The organism is Altererythrobacter sp. CAU 1778 (genome assembly GCF_054482795.1).
This window is the reverse complement of the sequence record NZ_JBTLRP010000001.1, coordinates 1,038,462-1,053,494: the sequence shown is the minus strand read 5'-3', so window position 1 is coordinate 1,053,494 and position 15,033 is coordinate 1,038,462. Positions and strand designations below refer to the sequence as shown.

Sequence of the window (15,033 nt, the reverse complement as noted above, 5' to 3'; positions counted from 1 at the left end):
CCTTCGGAAGCGAATTGGTTTTCCTGATCAGTCCTCGATGCCAAGCAGATACAATTGCCGCGCGGCGTCGATCGGCTTGGCATCCCCACCGTCGTCGTAGTGCCAGAAGGTCCAGCCATTGCAACTGGGCGCGCCCTGCAATTCCTTGCCGAGGCCATGAATGCTTCCCGATTGCTTGCCGCAGAGCAGCGACCCGTCGGCGCGTACCGTGGCGCTCCAGCGGCGCTTCTTATCGAACACCTGCGTGCCGGGCTTGACGAAGCCACCTTCCACCAGCGCGCCGAAGGCGACCTTGGGCGCGCTGCGGCCTGCCTGCATGGTGGTGAGCGCGCTTTCGTCGAGCGGCAGTTCCTTCGCGATGCGCTTCAGCGCGGCGTCGCGATAGACGCTCTCGCGCTCGCATCCGATCCACTGGCGGCCAAGGCGCTTTGCCACTGCGCCCGTGGTACCGGTACCGAAGAACGGGTCCAGCACGACGTCGCCCTTCTCAGTGGTCGAGAGCAGCACGCGATAGAGCAGGCTTTCGGGCTTCTGCGTCGGGTGGACCTTGTGCCCGCCTTCCTTCAACCGCTCCGCCCCGTTGCAGATCGGCAGGACCCAGTCGCTGCGCATCTGCAGTTCGTCGTTGAGCGTTTTCATCGCGCGATAGTTGAAGTGGTACTTCGCCTTCTCGCCTTGCGAACACCACAGCAGCGTTTCGTGCGCATTGGTGAAGCGGGTGCCGCGGAAATTGGGCATGGGATTGGTCTTGCGCCAGACGATGTCGTTGAGGATCCAGAAGCCCAGATCCTGAAGGATCGCGCCGACGCGGTAGATGTTGTGATAGCTGCCGATCACCCACAGGGCGCCATCGGGCTTCAGCACGCGCTTCGCCTCGATCAGCCAATCGCGTGTGAAATCGTCATAGGCACGGAAGCTGGCGAACTGGTCCCAGTGGTCGGTCACGGCGTCGACATGGCTGCCGTCCGGCCGGTTGAGATCGCCGCCGAGCTGGAGATTGTAGGGCGGATCGGCAAAGACGAGATCGACGCTGCCACTGGGGATCGCGCGCATCGCATCGATGCAATCACCGTCGAGGATCTGCCCGACAGGCAGCTCGACCGACAATTGCGCCCGTTTATCAATACGCTCCGCGCGCAACTTCGTGGTCTGTATTACCCCCATGTAACCGCCCCTTCCTGACTTATCCACAGGGTGAGTCCATTGGGCCGTGGCGTCAAGCGCGAAGAGGTTAACGGAGCGGCGATGCGCTCAAGCGTTGGCGGAGAACAGAAAGAGTCCCCCACAAGATATTGAGTCCGCAAACGAATGCCGGACTCGACATGATGGGGGTGTTGCCCGCAGGACTCGGCTGCGCGGCTATCGCGCTTTTCTAGAGCAGCGCCAGTTGCGACACCGGCGAAAAACTCTGCCGGTGAAGCGGTGTCGGCCCGTGTTCGCGCAGCGCGGCGAGGTGTTCGGCGGTGCCATATCCCTTGTTGCGGTCCCAGCCGTATTGCGGATGGCGCGCGGCGGCTTCGCGCATCAACCGGTCCCGCCATTCCTTCGCAACGATGCTGGCGGCGGAAATGCACGGTTCCTTGGCGTCGCCTTTAACGATGGCGCGCGCGGGCCAGCACCAACCCGCGGTCCGACCGGCAGGGGTCATGTTGCCGTCGACCAGCACCTCCGCCGGTGCACAGCGAGACGCCCCGGCGAGGGCGAAGACCGCGCGCGTCATCGCCAGCATGGTCGCTTGGAAAATATTGATGGAGTCGATTTCCTCGACCTCCACGATGCCGACACCCCAGGCACAATGCCGCCGGATCTCGACGTCGATCCTCTCGCGCCTTTTCGCGGTTAACACCTTGGAATCGCCCAGCCCTTCGGGCGGCTTGGAACACAACAGCACCGCTGCGGCGACCACCGGACCGGCCAGCGGACCACGGCCCGCTTCGTCCACGCCAAACACCGGGCGCGCGAACCCGGCACCAAATCGTTCGTCGGGCGTTCCGCACAACATGATAAACCGCAAACTCCTTCCCGCCCTATCTGCCCCGCTCGCCATGGCTCTCGCAAGTTGCGGTACTGCTGCGACTGGGGAAAGCGTCCAGTCCGCGAGCGATGGCGACTTCGCGATCACCGAACACGGCTCTCTCGAAGAGCCGTGGGCGATCAAGTTCGTGCCCGGGACCTCGGTCGCCGTCGTAACGCTCAAGGCCGGTGAAATTCGCGGCATCGATACGCAGAGCAGCGACCGTGCCATTGCCTTCACCGGGGCGCCGGACGTCGATTATGGCGGACAGGGCGGGCTTGGCGACGTGGCCTTCCTGGAAAGCGAAGCCGCTGGCACGCTGACCCCGCGGACCATCTTCCTCAGCTGGGTCGAGGCTGGTGAAAACGATACGCGCGGCGCAGTCGTCGGCAAGGGACAGATGGTTTGCGAAGAACAGCAGAGCTGCGAAATTCGCGGGCTCAACGTCATCTGGCGGCAGGACCCCAAAGTCACAGGCAGGGGCCACTTCTCGCATCGCCTCGCCGTTTCTCCGGACGAGCAATATCTGTTTGTTGCTTCGGGTGAGCGGCAGAAAATGCAACCCGCGCAGGACACGTCGAACAATCTGGGCAGCATTGTCCGCCTGACGCTGGACGGAACGCCTGCCGCTGACGGTGCGGTATCAGGCAACGAAGAAATCTGGTCCTACGGCCATCGCAACATCCTCGGCCTGCGGTTCGATCCGCAAGGTCGCCTGTGGGATCTCGAACACGGCCCGGCGGGCGGTGACGAGCTGAACCTGGTGAAACCCGGCGCGAATTACGGCTGGCCAGTGGTTTCGGATGGCGATCATTACGATGGCGCAAAGATCCCCAACCATGACACGCGGCCGGAATTCGAGAAGTACAAGGTCAACTGGACGCCGGTAATCGCGCCGGGTGACATGATCTTCTATACCGGTGGCCTGTTCGGCGGATGGCAGGGCGACCTGCTGATTCCGGGCCTCAAGACAGAGGCGCTCATCCGCGTCGAGATGAACGGCGACACTGCGCGCGAGGCAGCGCGTTACCCGATGAAGGCGCGCCTGCGCTCGATCGCGCAGGCACCAGACGGTGCGGTTTGGGTCGTGGAGGATGGCGAAAGCGCCCTTCTGCTGCGCCTCGCCCCGCAAGAATAAGCTGGCGGCGCCCCAAGCGGAATTTCATCGACAGGCGCGCGGGCCGAAACTATCGACCCGCCGCCCATGGCTGACGCACATATCCTCATCCCGCTCGAGCAGGTCGAAGCCGCGCTTATCGAGCAATTGCTCGACCGAGCCTTCGGGCCGGACCGGCACGGCCGCACCGCCTATGCGATCCGCGAGGGCACCGACTGGCTGCCCGCATTGAGCTTTGCCGCGCTCGACGAGGACGAGATGCTGGTCGGCACCATCCAGTGCTGGCCGGTGGCCTTGACCGACGATGGCGGACGCCCGCACCCTATGGTCATGGTCGGCCCCGTCGCCGTGCTGCCCGATCATCAGGGTGGCGGCGTCGGACAGTTGCTGATGCTCGCCGCTCTCGGCGCGCTGGGCGAAGATGGTCTGCCCCAAGTCATGATCGGAGATGCGGACTATTACGGCCGCTTCTTCGGCTTTTCCGCTGACAGCACGCGCGGGTGGCAGTGTCCCGGCCCGTTCGATCCGGCCCGGCTGCTCGCGCGCAGCAGCAATCCGGCGATACTTCCCACGACCGGCACGCTCGGCCCTTGGCGCTAGGGCGCTTTCCTGCCATCGCCATTCAGCGATGCCATACGAACCGCCCCCCGAACTTGCCGGACTGAACCTTACGCAGATTGCGGAGCAGGTTGCCGCGCGCAAGCTCCCCCCGGTGGAGCAATGGGCGCCGGAGCGCGTGGGCGACAGCCGGATGCGGATTGCCGCAGACGGTACCTGGTTTCACGATGGCAGCTCGATCACGCGCCAAGGCATGGTCCGCGCGTTCTCCAGCCTGCTCACCCGCGACGATGACGGCCAGCACTGGCTGGTGACGCCGTTCGAGAAGCTCTCCATCGCGGTCGAGGACGCGGCCTTCATCGCGACGGATGTGAAACGCGATGGCGGCGCCCTCGCCTTTCGGCTCGCCACTGACGAGCTGGTCATCGCAGGTCCGGGCCACGCCTTGCACGCGGCGGGCGATGCGGAGACGCCCGCAATCTACCTCCATGTTCGGCGCGGGTGCGAAGCACGGCTCAACCGCAGCACCTATCAGCAGCTGGCCGACATCGCCCTTGCCGAAAGTGACGACTGGACGGTTTCGAGCCAGGGCGAGACCTTCCGGCTGGTGCCCTGATGAGCGCGCTCTTCGACCGCCTCTCCGCCGTGTTCGAGGCGGGGCATCGCGAAGAACTCGACGACCTGCTAAGTGACGAACGCTTTGCCGTGGCCGATCGCACCGCCGATGCGGCGGTGCTGATCGCGGTGACCGAGCGGGACCGACCCGGCGTCATCCTGACCCAGCGCCCGCAGGATATGCGCGACCATCCGGGGCAGGTTGCCTTCCCCGGCGGCAAGCTCGAACCCGGCGAGGATGCAATCGCCGCGGCGTTGCGCGAAGCGGAGGAGGAACTGGCGATGGCCCCCTCCGCCGTGCGCGTCATCGGCACGACCGACCGCTATCGCACCGGAACCGGCTTCGATGTTACGCCAGTTCTCGGCGTGGTGCCGCCCGACCTGCCGCTGGTCGCCAATCCGGGCGAGGTGGAAAGCTGGTTCGAAGCGCCGCTGGCCGTGCTGCTCGACCGGGAAAGCTGGACGGAGCAGGAAATCTTCTGGCGCGGGGCGACAAGGCGCTATCTCGAATACCATCACGAAGGCTATCGCATCTGGGGCGTGACGGCTGCGATCATCGCCAACCTCTCCCGCCGTCTCGCCTACGAGGATTTGTTCGGTGCCTGATTCCCTGCCCGCCGCTGACTGGACCCGCCGCGAAGATCTCGCCGCGTTGGTGCGCGCGCTGGGCGAAGGCAATGCACGCTGGGTCGGCGGCGCGGTGCGCGATACGCTGCTCGGCGACAAGGTGCACGATATCGACTGCGCGACACCGCTGTTGCCCGATGCCGTCATGCGGCGCTGCAAGGCGGCGGGCATTCGCACCGTCCCGACGGGCATCGACCACGGCACGGTCACTGCCCTGCTCGATGGCGGGCCGGTGGAAATCACGACGCTGCGACGCGATGTTTCGACCGACGGCCGCCGCGCGACGGTCGCCTTCGCGGACGACTGGCGCGAGGATGCGGCACGGCGGGACTTCACGATCAACGCGCTTTACGCCGACCCGGTCACGCTGGAGCTTTTCGATTTCTTCGGCGGGCTGGACGATCTCGATGCCCGACGCGTGCGCTTCATTGGCGATGCACGCGATCGCATCCGCGAGGATCACCTGCGGATCCTGCGCTACTACCGCTTTCAGGCCCGCTTCGGATCGGAACTGGATGACGAGGCGGAGGAGGCCTGTGCGGAACTGGCGCACACGATCAAGGGCCTTAGTCGCGAGCGCGTGGCGATGGAACTGCTCAAGCTGCTGGGCTTGCCAGACCCGGCGGATACCGTGGCGCGCATGGCGTCCGACGGCGTGCTTGCCGTCGTACTGCCCGAAGCGGTCGAGGACGCGGCGGCGCTGCTGGCGGCTTTGGTGGCGCAGGAGCGTACGGAGGAGATCGCACCCCACCCGCTCCGCCGTCTGGCGGCTTTGCTGCCCGCAGACCACGACGTCGCCGGTTCGGTCGCCTCGCGGCTGCGCTTCTCGCGCGACCAGCGCAAACGGCTCGGTTGCATCGCACGCCGTGCGGCCAGCGACGCGGAAGGCCCGCGCGCTCTTGCCTATGGCGTCGGCATCGAATGCGCGCAGGATCGGCTTCTGCTGCTTGGCCAAGGCGTCGGCGCACTGAAGGACTGGGACGTTCCGCAATTCCCGCTGAAGGGCGGCGCGCTCGTTCAGCGCGGGGTCGCCGCCGGCCCCGAAGTGGCGCGGCTGCTGCAGGCGATCGAGCGCCGCTGGGTGGCGGAAGGTTTCCCCAACCAGGCGCGCGTCGACGCCATCATGGCCGAAGAACTCGCCGCCTGAATTATGCCTTCAGGCGGGCTTCAGGCGCGACCGTTATCCTCAGGCCCGGTTGCACGATGGCGGATTGCCCCGCTACGAAGCCACCGCCCCGGCCTTTCGCGCCGGGGTTTCTGCGAGGCGCCTTTCGTGCGTCGGACACACGAGATTACGGAGTACCACATGAAATTCACCAAGCTGGTCGCAGCCTTCACCCTTGGCGCAGCAGCCCTTCCGGCGGCTGCCGCAGCGCAGCACGCTGCCGCCGATCATTCCGCCGCCATTGCCGTTGGCGCGACTGTTACCGGGCCTGAAGGCAACCCTGTCGGGACGATCGACGCCGTCGAAGGCGAAGCCGTGTTGCTGAACACCGGCACTCACACCGCCACCCTGCCGAAGAACGCCTTCGGTCATGGCGACACGGGGCTGACCATCACCGTCACCAAGGATCAGCTCAACCAGATGATCGTCGGCATGGAAGCCAAGGCCGCCGCCGCGCTCGACGCAGCGCTGGTCGCCGGGGCCGCCGTGAAGGGCGCTGAGGGCAATGCGCTTGGCACCGTCAAGGAAGTCGATGGCGAAAGCGTGATCGTAACGGGCGACCTTGGTGAATTTGCGCTCGGCAAGGACGTGTTCGTGGCTGACGAAAGCGGGCTCGTCGCGCGGGTCACCGCCGCCGATGTCGAAGCTTCGCTGAGCGAAGGTGCAGCCGCCGAATAAGGCGACGTACCAACCCATTTCAAAGGCCGGGCGGAGCGATCCGTCCGGCCTTTTTGTTGCCCGCACCCGCAAGTTTCTTGCTTATTTACGATTGCCCGCCTATCTGACCTGCAACGTCCGGCGGGTTCGACAAGCGAGCACGTCACCGGCGGCGAGCGTGAACCGGCCTTTCCTGGCATGGTCCCGCCCCGGCTAACGGACGCCAGCAAACCGCTTCCCCTTATCACGCGACGGGTCGGCTTTTTGACCCCGCGCCCGGACTTGCGTCCGCCGGCGCCAATGTGAGTATATCTATGTCCTATTTTTCCGACCTCGGCCTGGCCGAGCCCCTGCTGCGCGCGCTTGAGCAAAAGGGTTACGACACCCCTACGCCGATCCAGAAGGATTCCATTCCCGCCCTGCTCGAAGGCCGCGACCTGCTCGGCATCGCACAGACCGGCACGGGCAAGACCGCGGCGTTCTCGCTGCCTTCGCTTCACCACCTCGCAGCAAATCCGACCGGCCGCTTCCCCGCTGCCTGCCGGATGCTGGTGCTGTCCCCCACGCGCGAACTGGCGGCGCAGATCGCCGACAATATGCGCGAATATGCCAAGTTCCTCGACCTGTCGGTGCAATGCATCTTCGGCGGTGTGCCGGTGTCGAAGCAGGCCCGCGCCCTGACGCGCGGCTGCGATGTGCTCGTCGCAACGCCCGGCCGCCTGCTCGACCTGATCGACCAGCGCGCGCTGACGCTTGGCAGGGTGGAAATCTTCGTCCTCGACGAAGCCGACCAGATGATGGACCTCGGCTTCATCAAGCCGCTGACGCGCATCGCGGCCATGCTGCCCGAAAAGCGGCAGAGCCTGTTCTTCTCCGCCACCATGCCCAAGGCTATCGCGGACCTCGGCAAGCGCTTCATCAAAAACCCGGTGCGCGTCGAAGTGGCGCCGCAGTCCACCACGGCGGAGCGCGTGGACCAGTTCACGACCTTCATCGAACAGAAGGAAAAGCAGGCGCTGCTTACGCTGACGCTGCGCAAGGGCATTGCCAGTGGCGAGATCGAAAGCTGCCTGGTCTTCACCCGCACTAAGCACGGCGCCGACCGCGTCGTCCGTCACCTGGTGGCGGCGGGGATCAATGCCGCTGCCATTCACGGCAACAAGACGCAGGCCCAGCGCACTCGCGCACTCGACGGGTTCCGTGACGGGCGCGTGCCCGTTCTGGTCGCGACCGACATCGCCGCGCGCGGTATCGACGTGCCGGGCGTCTCCGCCGTATTTAACTTCGAGATCCCCAATGTGCCGGAACAGTATGTTCACCGCATCGGCCGCACCGCACGTGCCGGCAAGAGCGGCATCGCGATCAGCTACGTCGCGCCGGACGAGAAAACCTACATGCGCGATATTGAGCGTCTGACGGGTGTGCGCCCCTACCCCGCCGCGCTGCCCGACAATTTCGTCGAGCAGGCCGCGCAGCTTCCGAAGGCCGCGCACAAGGGTGCCGGGGCCGAACGCGCCGAGGAGGACCGCACCAGCCGTTTCCGCAAGGGCAAGGGTACGGGCGCCAAGCCTTCTGGCGAGCGCGGTCCGCGCAAGCCGCAGCGGGACAAGAACGCACGGGTTATTCCCGCTGGCGAACGGCCTGAGCGTGGGGAGCGCACCGAACGCGCTGGCGGCGATCAGCGCAAGCGCCACGGCGGCGGACGTCCCGGTGGCAATACCGGTGGCAACAACGCTGGCGGTGGCTTCAATCGCCGTCGGCGCAATGCGGGCGCCGGCCACCAGGCCTAGAAGCGATTATCCTTCGGGAAGCCTTGCGGCGGTAGCCTACCGGCACCGCCGCGGGCGACTTTCCATTGCCAGATATCGTTTTCGGTCCGGGTGCGATCGCCCTTGCCCCCCATCTGCCATGACAGGCCATCGGCCAGCACGAATGTCGTCGCGTCGGAGAGACCGCCGTCGCGGTAGCGTTGGAGCTGTACGCCCTGCCCGCGTGCCATCTGCGGCAATTCCTCGATATTGAAGACCACCAGCTTGCGGTTGTCTCCGACCACCGCGACGTGATCGTCATTATCGCCGATGCGATGAACGACGCGCAGCTTCGCCCCGCCCTTCAGGTTCACGACCTGGCGGCCCTTGCGCGTTTCGGCGAGCAGTTCCTCGGTCGCCGCCGCATAGCCCTTGCCCGTATCGGCAGCTAGCAGCAGGCGCAGACCCGGCTTGTGCAGCACGACGGATACGATCTGCGCGCTGGCATCGATGTCGAGCGTGTTGCGCACCGGCTCACCAAACCCGCGCGCGCCCGGCAGCTTGTCCGCGCCCAGCGTGAAGAACCGCCCGTCATCGGCGGCTAGCAGCAGCTTGTCGGTCGTCTGGCAATGGACTGCGAAGGCGGGTCCGTCGCCTTCCTTGTATTTGAAGTCGCCCATGCCGTCGCTCGATCCCGCAAGATCGGCGTGGCCCTTCGCCGCGCGGACCCAGCCCTTCTCGGACAGGATGACCGTGACTGGCTCCTTTTCGATCATGGCGTCCATGCTGAATTCGACCGTCGGCGCTGCTTCGGCAATCGTCGTGCGGCGTCGGCCGAGTTCGGTTTCCGGGCCGTATTCCTTTTGCAGGTTCTTGAGATCGCGCTTCAACCGCGTGCGCTGCCGCGCGGGGCTGTCGAGCAGCTTTTCGAGATCGTCCTTTTCCGCCAGCAGGTCGTCCTTCTCCTGCCGCAGCTGCATTTCTTCCAGCTTGCGCAAGGACCGCAAGCGCATGTTGAGGATCGCTTCCGCCTGCCGGTCGGTGAGGCTGAATTCCGCCATCATCACGGCCTTCGGCTCGTCCTCGGTACGGATGATCTCGATCACACGGTCAAGGTTGAGGAAGGCGATGATATAGCCTTCGACCAGTTCCAGCCGGTTTGCGATCTTCTCCAGCCGGTGCTGCGCGCGGCGCTGGAGAATGTCGATCTGGCTGGCGACCCAGTTATGCAGCAGTTCCTTCAGCCCCATCACCATCGGCGTGCGCGTGGCGTCGAGCACGTTGAGGTTGAGCCCGAAACGGGTTTCCATGTCGGTGAGCTTGTAGATCGATTCCTTGAGCAGGTCGGGATCGACATTGCGGCTGCGCGGAACGAGGACGATGCGGATTTTCTCGTCGCTTTCGTCGCGCACGTCTTCCAGGATCGGTATCTTGCGGTCCCCGATGGCGGCGGCGATCTGCTCGATCAGCTTGCCCTTCTGCACCTGGTAGGGGATTTCGGAAATGACGAGCTGGTAGCCGCCGCCCCGGTGCCGTTCGATCCCGGCATCACGGTCGGCCGCATTGTCGGCTTCCTCCGCATGAAAGCGGCCGCGCACACGGAAGCTGCCCCGGCCCGTTTCGTAAGCTGCGGCAATGGCGGCCTTGCTGTCCACGACGAGGCCACCGGTGGCGAAATCAGGCCCCTGAAACAGCTCCATCAAACGCGCGTGTTCGACATGGGGGTTGTCAATCAGCTCCAGCGTCGCGTCGATGACTTCGGCGACATTGTGGCTGGGGATGTTGGTCGCCATGCCGACGGCAATTCCGCTGGCGCCGTTGGCGAGAAGGTTGGGGAACAGGCCGGGGAATATCTCCGGCTCCTCGTCCTCGCCATTGTAGGTCGGTACGAAATCGACCGTGCCTTCGTCCAGACCCTCCATCAGTCGCATCGCGGTGCGGGTCAGGCGGGCCTCGGTGTAACGGTAGGCCGCAGCGTTATCGCCGTCGATATTGCCGAAGTTGCCCTGCCCTTCGACCAGCGGGTAACGCAGCGCGAAATCCTGCGCGAGGCGGACCATCGCGTCGTAAACGCTGGCATCGCCGTGCGGGTGATATTTGCCGATCACGTCGCCTACGACCCGCGCGCTCTTCTTGAAGGCGTCGGTCGGGTTCAGCTTTAACTGCCGCATCGCCCACAGCAGGCGGCGGTGAACCGGCTTCAGCCCGTCGCGCAGATCAGGGAGCGAACGCGCCGTAATCGTGCTCAGCGCATAGACGAGGTAGCGTTCCTCGAGCGCGGAATCGAAGGGCGCGTCGACGATCGCGTCGAACGGATCTTTTTCTGACTTGTCGAGGTCGGTCGTGGGCATAGGCCTGCCGCTCTAACACCGCAATTCGCACACCGGAAACCCGGAACGAACCCTTTCCCCCGCGCATTGATGAGACAAACGCCACAACGGCACAAACACAGGAGAAACACATGACAAAGCGAGTGATGATCCTCGCCACCAACGGGTTTGAACAGAGCGAACTGATGGAGCCGAAGAAGCGGCTCGAGGACGCTGGTATCGAAACCGTCGTGGTCAGCCCGGAAAGCGGTTCGATCAAGGGCTGGGACGAAAAGGACTGGGGCGAAAGCGTCACGGTCGACAAGAGCATCGAGGATGCTCAGGTGTCCGATTTCGACGCGCTGCTGCTTCCGGGCGGACAGATCAATCCCGACGTGCTTCGGATGAACGATCGCGCGATCGCTCTGGTGAAAGGCTTCGCCCTTGCGGAAAAGCCGATCGCAGCGATCTGCCACGCACCATGGCTGCTGGCCGAAGCCGGACTGGTCGAAGGCAAGACCGTGACCAGCTGGCCCTCCATCCGCACCGACCTCAAAAACGCCGGCGCGAACGTGAAGGACGAGGAAGTCGTATGCGACGGAAACCTCATTACGAGTCGCTGCCCGGACGACATTCCCGCATTCAGCGACGCGCTGATCGGCGCATTGCAGGGTGAGAAGGTCGCCGAACCGGCGTAAACTCGCCTCTCAATTTCTATAGCCAAATCAGGGCCTTGTCGAGAAATCGGCGGGGCCCTTTTTTGCATCCGCTCAGGATACACTTGCCTTCTGCCTTATTTTCGCCTCAATTAAGGCGGGAATAAGGCAGAGAGGAAACGCAGATGAAAAAATTGCTTTTGATCGGCGCTGCGGCGGTTGCTCTGGCGGCGTGCAGCCAGAACGAGGATTCCAGTTCCGGGGCGTCCGGGGAAATGGTCGATGCGGCGTCGACCGACAGCGCGTCGCCGCAGGTGCAGCCGGAACGGCAAGGCAAAGCGCGCGCAGCGATGCCCGCCTCAATTCCGCAACTCGCCTACGAATATGCCTACAGCTATCGGCTCGGCTCGGCGGAAATCAATCCGCTGATGCGCCGCCATGCAAACCTCTGCGAACAGCAGGGGCCGCAAAGCTGCCGCATCCTCGGCATGGACCTCAAGGGCAGCGCCGAGCGCGACGATATACGCGGCACGCTTACCCTCGGTGTCGCAGCCAGCCATGCCCGCGCGCTGGGCGCCCTGCTGGAGGACGAGGCGCTGGAGACTGGCGCGGAGCAGCTCTCGGCGAATATCGCCAGCGACGAACTCTCCAAGCAAATCGTCGACACCGAAGCGCACATCCGCGCCCGCACCCAGCTTCGCGACCGGCTCATGGGTACGCTGGAAACGCGCAAGGGCAGCGTCGCCGAACTGGTCGAGGCGGAGCGCAGCGTGGCGCAGGTGAACGAGGAGATCGACCAGGCGCAAAGCTGGCTGAAGGAAATGGAGGGACGCATCGCCTATTCGCGCGTCACCCTTTCCTACGAGTCCGGCATGGCCCCGGCGAACGACTTCATGACGCCGGTCAAGTCGGCGGTGGGATCGGTCGGAAGCATCCTCGGTTTCGTGGCCGCCGCATTGATCCTGCTGCTGGCCGTAGGCGGTCCGCTGGCTCTGCTTTATTGGCTGGTGCAGCGCGGGCGCAGGCGCCTGGCGCTGGAAGGCTGAGCGGTCAGGCGCTGCGCATGTCATATGCCTGGGACGGGATGGAAACCTCCAGCCCGTCCAGGCTTTCGTCGAGCACGATCTGGCAGGACAGGCGACTGGTCGCTCGGGCGCCGGCTGCGAGATCGAGCAGGTCTTCCTCTTCCTCGCTCGCATCAGGCAGGCGTTCGAACCAGTCGCGCGCGACGATGACGTGGCACGTTGAACAGGCCATCTGCCCCTCGCAGGTCCCTTCCAGCGGCAAGCCCGCAGCCTGCCCGACGCGCAGGAGTTCGTCGCCGGTTTCGCCCGCGGTCTCGATGGTTTCGCCCTTGGCCGTCGTGAAGCGCACCTTGATCATTACACGCCCTGCTCCTTCGCCGCCGCATTGATCGCGCGTGCAGCCTGTTCAATGTCGTCCTGCGATGTGTAGCGCCCCCAGCCGAGCCGGATCGAACTCTTTGCCTGTTTGTCGTTAAGGCCGATGGCCTTGAGCACATGGCTCGGTCGCCCCGACCCACTGGCGCAGGCAGAGCCGGCGCTGAACATGACATCGCGACATTCGCTCATCAGGCGATTTACGTCGAGACCTTCGCGTCGGATGTTCAGGTTGCCGTGCCAACGTGCGCTTTCGCTTCCGTTGACCTCCCATCCGGCGAACAGCTCGCGGGCCCTGCTCCACAGCGCTTCGATGTGGGCCGCATCGTCATCGCGGCGTTCCCTGGCCACCGCTGCCGCCGCGCCGAAGCCCGCACATAACGCCGGGCTGAGCGTGCCGGAGCGAAGGCCGCCTTCCTGTCCGCCGCCAGTCTGCGTTTCCTTCAACGAGACACCGTCACGCATCCATAGAGCGCCCACGCCCTTGGGCCCGTGCAGCTTGTGCGCGCTGACCGCGATCATGTCCGCGCCCGTCACCTCGATCTTGCCATAGGCTTGCACCGCGTCGCACAGATACAGAGCGTTCGCCGTTTTGGCCCTGCGATGCCATTCGATGGTCGGCTGGACCGTGCCGATCTCGTTGTTGACCTGCATGACAGCGATCAGCCGCGTGTCGGCCGGCACGTCCTGATCGACGCTGCACTGGCCGTCGCTGGCGACGCTCAGTTCATGACATTTGCCCGTCGCGCGGGCAGTATCGAGCACCGCGGCATGCTCGATCGCAGAGACCGCGACGCTGCCCTGCGATCCGCTGCCGCGAATGGCGAGATTTATCGCCTCGGTCGCGCCGCTGGTGAAGATGACCTTGCCGCCCGGGGGGAATAGCGCCGCGACCTGATCGCGTGCGACCTCGACCGCCGCTGCCGCCTGCCGCCCCAGCTTGTGCGGTGAGTGCGGATTGCCGAAACCGGTGCCTTCCGGCCCGTCCAGCCAGCGCAGCATGGCGTCCCGCGCTTCGGGCGCTAGCGGGGTCGTGGCCTGATAGTCGAGATAGATCACCGCGTCGCACCTGCCAGATCGCTCCAGCTTTCGCAAAACCGCACGATGTCCTGCGGCGTAGTCGTCCAGCCGAAGCTCACGCGGATGGTGCGATCGGCGAGCTCCGGATCGACCTGCATGGCTTCGAGCACGTGGCTCATCTTCATCGTCCCGCTGGAGCACGCGCTACCCTGCGAGACCGCGAATCCCGCCATGTCGAAGCGCATGACCTGCGCGCTGGCGCTCATTCCGGGCATGGCGATTGCTGCGATATAGGGACTTGCCCCGTCGGGATCCCCGATGAATTGCGCTCCTTTCGCGCGAAGCGTCGCGCGCATCCCGGCAATCGCTTGCGTCACTTTGGGCGAGAGATAGGCAGAGCCAGAAGCTTCCAGCGCGGCGGCCATCCCCATCGCACCGGGCAAGTTCTCCGTCCCGCGGCGATAGCCCCGCTCGTGCCCGCCGACTGGCTGGAGCATGGCGAAATCGCGCACCAGCAATGCACCGATGCCGATCGGCCCGCCGAACTTGTGGGCGGACAATGCCACCATGTCCGCACCGATAGTCAGCCGGTCCTTGCCTGCGCTTTGCGACGCATCGACGAGCATCAAGCCGCCCTCGCCATGCACGACATCCGCCAGCGCATCGCAATCCTGCCGCACGCCGGTTTCGGAATTGAGCGACTGGATCGCCACCAACGGACGGTCGCGTCGCACCGCTTCGGCCAAAACCTCCGCATCCACCATGCCAGCAGGCGTCACGGGCAGGCGTTCCGCATCGGGAGCCGCTTGCAGAACCGCGTCATGTTCCACCGCACTTACCAGCCGTGCACCTGCATTGGCGCGGTGCAGCGCGATCGCCAGAGCCTCGCTCGCGCCGCTGGTGAAGATCACCTCGCCCTGCCAGCCGAGCGACGCCTTTACGCGCTCGCGCGCAGCTTCCAGCGCGGACTTTGCCTTGCGGCCTTCGGCGTGCGGGCTGCTGGGATTGGCCCAGAGCGCGAAGCCGTCCTCCATCGCAGCGCGCGCTTCGGGGCGGAGCGGCGTGGTGGCGGCGTGATCGAGGTAAATTCGGGCAGCGATAGGTCGGCGTCCTGTCCGTTAGTGATACGACGGGCTCAGCGCGATTG

15 protein-coding genes are annotated in these 15,033 nt (G+C 65.1%); 9 read left to right on the top strand and 6 right to left on the bottom strand.

What is annotated here, in order from left to right:
• Positions 1-27 precede the first annotated feature (27 nt).
• Complete coding sequence (locus ACXYN8_RS04900; protein ID WP_458888195.1) at positions 28-1,164, bottom strand: DNA methyltransferase; 1,137 nt, start codon at positions 1,162-1,164, stop codon at positions 28-30.
• 208 nt (positions 1,165-1,372) lie between these two features.
• Positions 1,373-2,002, bottom strand: coding sequence for a ribonuclease HII (locus tag ACXYN8_RS04895; protein WP_458888194.1), 630 nt, complete (start codon positions 2,000-2,002; stop codon positions 1,373-1,375).
• Between the two features lie 43 nt (positions 2,003-2,045).
• Here ACXYN8_RS04895 and ACXYN8_RS04890 point away from each other — a divergent pair, with 43 nt between their 5' ends.
• From ACXYN8_RS04890 to ACXYN8_RS04860, 7 genes are all read left to right on the top strand, one after another.
• Entirely contained in the window at positions 2,046-3,152 is a 1,107-nt protein-coding gene (locus ACXYN8_RS04890; RefSeq protein WP_458888193.1) for a PQQ-dependent sugar dehydrogenase, read from the top strand.
• A gap of 66 nt (positions 3,153-3,218) precedes the next feature.
• Positions 3,219-3,731, top strand: a complete 513-nt coding sequence (locus tag ACXYN8_RS04885) for a GNAT family N-acetyltransferase (protein ID WP_458888192.1) — start codon at positions 3,219-3,221, stop codon at positions 3,729-3,731.
• Positions 3,732-3,759: 28 nt separating this feature from the next.
• Positions 3,760-4,305, top strand: coding sequence for a DUF1285 domain-containing protein (locus ACXYN8_RS04880; RefSeq protein ID WP_458888191.1), 546 nt, complete (start codon positions 3,760-3,762; stop codon positions 4,303-4,305).
• Entirely contained in the window at positions 4,305-4,910 is a 606-nt protein-coding gene (locus tag ACXYN8_RS04875; RefSeq protein ID WP_458888190.1) for a CoA pyrophosphatase, read from the top strand. The genes ACXYN8_RS04880 and ACXYN8_RS04875 overlap by 1 nt, the downstream gene beginning before the upstream one ends.
• Complete coding sequence (locus ACXYN8_RS04870; RefSeq protein ID WP_458888189.1) at positions 4,903-6,078, top strand: CCA tRNA nucleotidyltransferase; 1,176 nt, start codon at positions 4,903-4,905, stop codon at positions 6,076-6,078. Before ACXYN8_RS04875 ends, ACXYN8_RS04870 begins: the two co-directional genes overlap by 8 nt.
• A gap of 159 nt (positions 6,079-6,237) precedes the next feature.
• Positions 6,238-6,774, top strand: a complete 537-nt coding sequence (locus ACXYN8_RS04865) for a hypothetical protein (protein ID WP_458888188.1) — start codon at positions 6,238-6,240, stop codon at positions 6,772-6,774.
• Positions 6,775-7,067: 293 nt separating this feature from the next.
• Entirely contained in the window at positions 7,068-8,543 is a 1,476-nt protein-coding gene (locus tag ACXYN8_RS04860; RefSeq protein WP_458888187.1) for a DEAD/DEAH box helicase, read from the top strand.
• Here ACXYN8_RS04860 and parC read toward each other — a convergent pair.
• Entirely contained in the window at positions 8,540-10,852 is a 2,313-nt protein-coding gene (gene parC, locus ACXYN8_RS04855) for a DNA topoisomerase IV subunit A (RefSeq protein ID WP_458888186.1), read from the bottom strand. The two genes, ACXYN8_RS04860 and parC, sit on opposite strands and share 4 nt — an antisense overlap.
• A gap of 110 nt (positions 10,853-10,962) precedes the next feature.
• On the opposite strand from parC, the gene ACXYN8_RS04850 reads away from it, so the two are divergent.
• Positions 10,963-11,508: a type 1 glutamine amidotransferase domain-containing protein gene (locus tag ACXYN8_RS04850; protein WP_458888185.1), complete on the top strand. Its 546-nt coding sequence runs from the start codon at positions 10,963-10,965 to the stop codon at positions 11,506-11,508.
• Positions 11,509-11,651: 143 nt separating this feature from the next.
• Positions 11,652-12,512, top strand: coding sequence for a DUF4349 domain-containing protein (locus tag ACXYN8_RS04845; RefSeq protein WP_458888184.1), 861 nt, complete (start codon positions 11,652-11,654; stop codon positions 12,510-12,512).
• 4 nt (positions 12,513-12,516) lie between these two features.
• On the opposite strand, the gene ACXYN8_RS04840 is transcribed toward ACXYN8_RS04845, so the two are convergent.
• The 3 genes from ACXYN8_RS04840 to ACXYN8_RS04830 are packed head-to-tail and all read right to left on the bottom strand — an operon-like array spanning position 12,517 to position 14,920.
• Positions 12,517-12,849 carry a 2Fe-2S iron-sulfur cluster-binding protein gene (locus tag ACXYN8_RS04840; RefSeq protein ID WP_458888183.1) on the bottom strand — a complete coding sequence of 111 codons (333 nt, stop codon included), beginning with the start codon at positions 12,847-12,849 and terminating at the stop codon, positions 12,517-12,519.
• A complete protein-coding gene (locus ACXYN8_RS04835) occupies positions 12,849-13,925 on the bottom strand; it encodes a cysteine desulfurase family protein (RefSeq protein ID WP_458888182.1) in 1,077 nt (358 codons plus the stop codon). Before ACXYN8_RS04835 ends, ACXYN8_RS04840 begins: the two co-directional genes overlap by 1 nt.
• On the bottom strand, positions 13,922-14,920 hold the full coding sequence (locus ACXYN8_RS04830) for a cysteine desulfurase family protein (protein ID WP_458888181.1): 999 nt from the start codon (positions 14,918-14,920) through the stop codon (positions 13,922-13,924). Before ACXYN8_RS04830 ends, ACXYN8_RS04835 begins: the two co-directional genes overlap by 4 nt.
• Between the last annotated feature and the right edge of the window lie 113 nt (positions 14,921-15,033).

Excerpts from the sequence above, each read along its gene's own strand:
- ACXYN8_RS04900 (WP_458888195.1), bottom strand. The coding sequence starts at position 1,164 with ATGGGGGTAATACAGACCACGAAGTTGCGCGCGGAGCGTATTGATAAA.
- ACXYN8_RS04875 (WP_458888190.1), top strand. The coding sequence starts at position 4,305 with ATGAGCGCGCTCTTCGACCGCCTCTCCGCCGTGTTCGAGGCGGGGCAT.
- ACXYN8_RS04845 (WP_458888184.1), top strand. The coding sequence starts at position 11,652 with ATGAAAAAATTGCTTTTGATCGGCGCTGCGGCGGTTGCTCTGGCGGCG.
- ACXYN8_RS04850 (WP_458888185.1), top strand. The coding sequence starts at position 10,963 with ATGACAAAGCGAGTGATGATCCTCGCCACCAACGGGTTTGAACAGAGC.
- ACXYN8_RS04840 (WP_458888183.1), bottom strand. The coding sequence starts at position 12,849 with ATGATCAAGGTGCGCTTCACGACGGCCAAGGGCGAAACCATCGAGACC.
- parC (WP_458888186.1), bottom strand. The coding sequence starts at position 10,852 with ATGCCCACGACCGACCTCGACAAGTCAGAAAAAGATCCGTTCGACGCG.
- ACXYN8_RS04885 (WP_458888192.1), top strand. The coding sequence starts at position 3,219 with ATGGCTGACGCACATATCCTCATCCCGCTCGAGCAGGTCGAAGCCGCG.
- ACXYN8_RS04880 (WP_458888191.1), top strand. The coding sequence starts at position 3,760 with ATGCCATACGAACCGCCCCCCGAACTTGCCGGACTGAACCTTACGCAG.
- ACXYN8_RS04890 (WP_458888193.1), top strand. The coding sequence starts at position 2,046 with ATGGCTCTCGCAAGTTGCGGTACTGCTGCGACTGGGGAAAGCGTCCAG.
- ACXYN8_RS04830 (WP_458888181.1), bottom strand. The coding sequence starts at position 14,920 with ATGGAGGACGGCTTCGCGCTCTGGGCCAATCCCAGCAGCCCGCACGCC.
- ACXYN8_RS04860 (WP_458888187.1), top strand. The coding sequence starts at position 7,068 with ATGTCCTATTTTTCCGACCTCGGCCTGGCCGAGCCCCTGCTGCGCGCG.
- ACXYN8_RS04865 (WP_458888188.1), top strand. The coding sequence starts at position 6,238 with ATGAAATTCACCAAGCTGGTCGCAGCCTTCACCCTTGGCGCAGCAGCC.
- ACXYN8_RS04895 (WP_458888194.1), bottom strand. The coding sequence starts at position 2,002 with ATGTTGTGCGGAACGCCCGACGAACGATTTGGTGCCGGGTTCGCGCGC.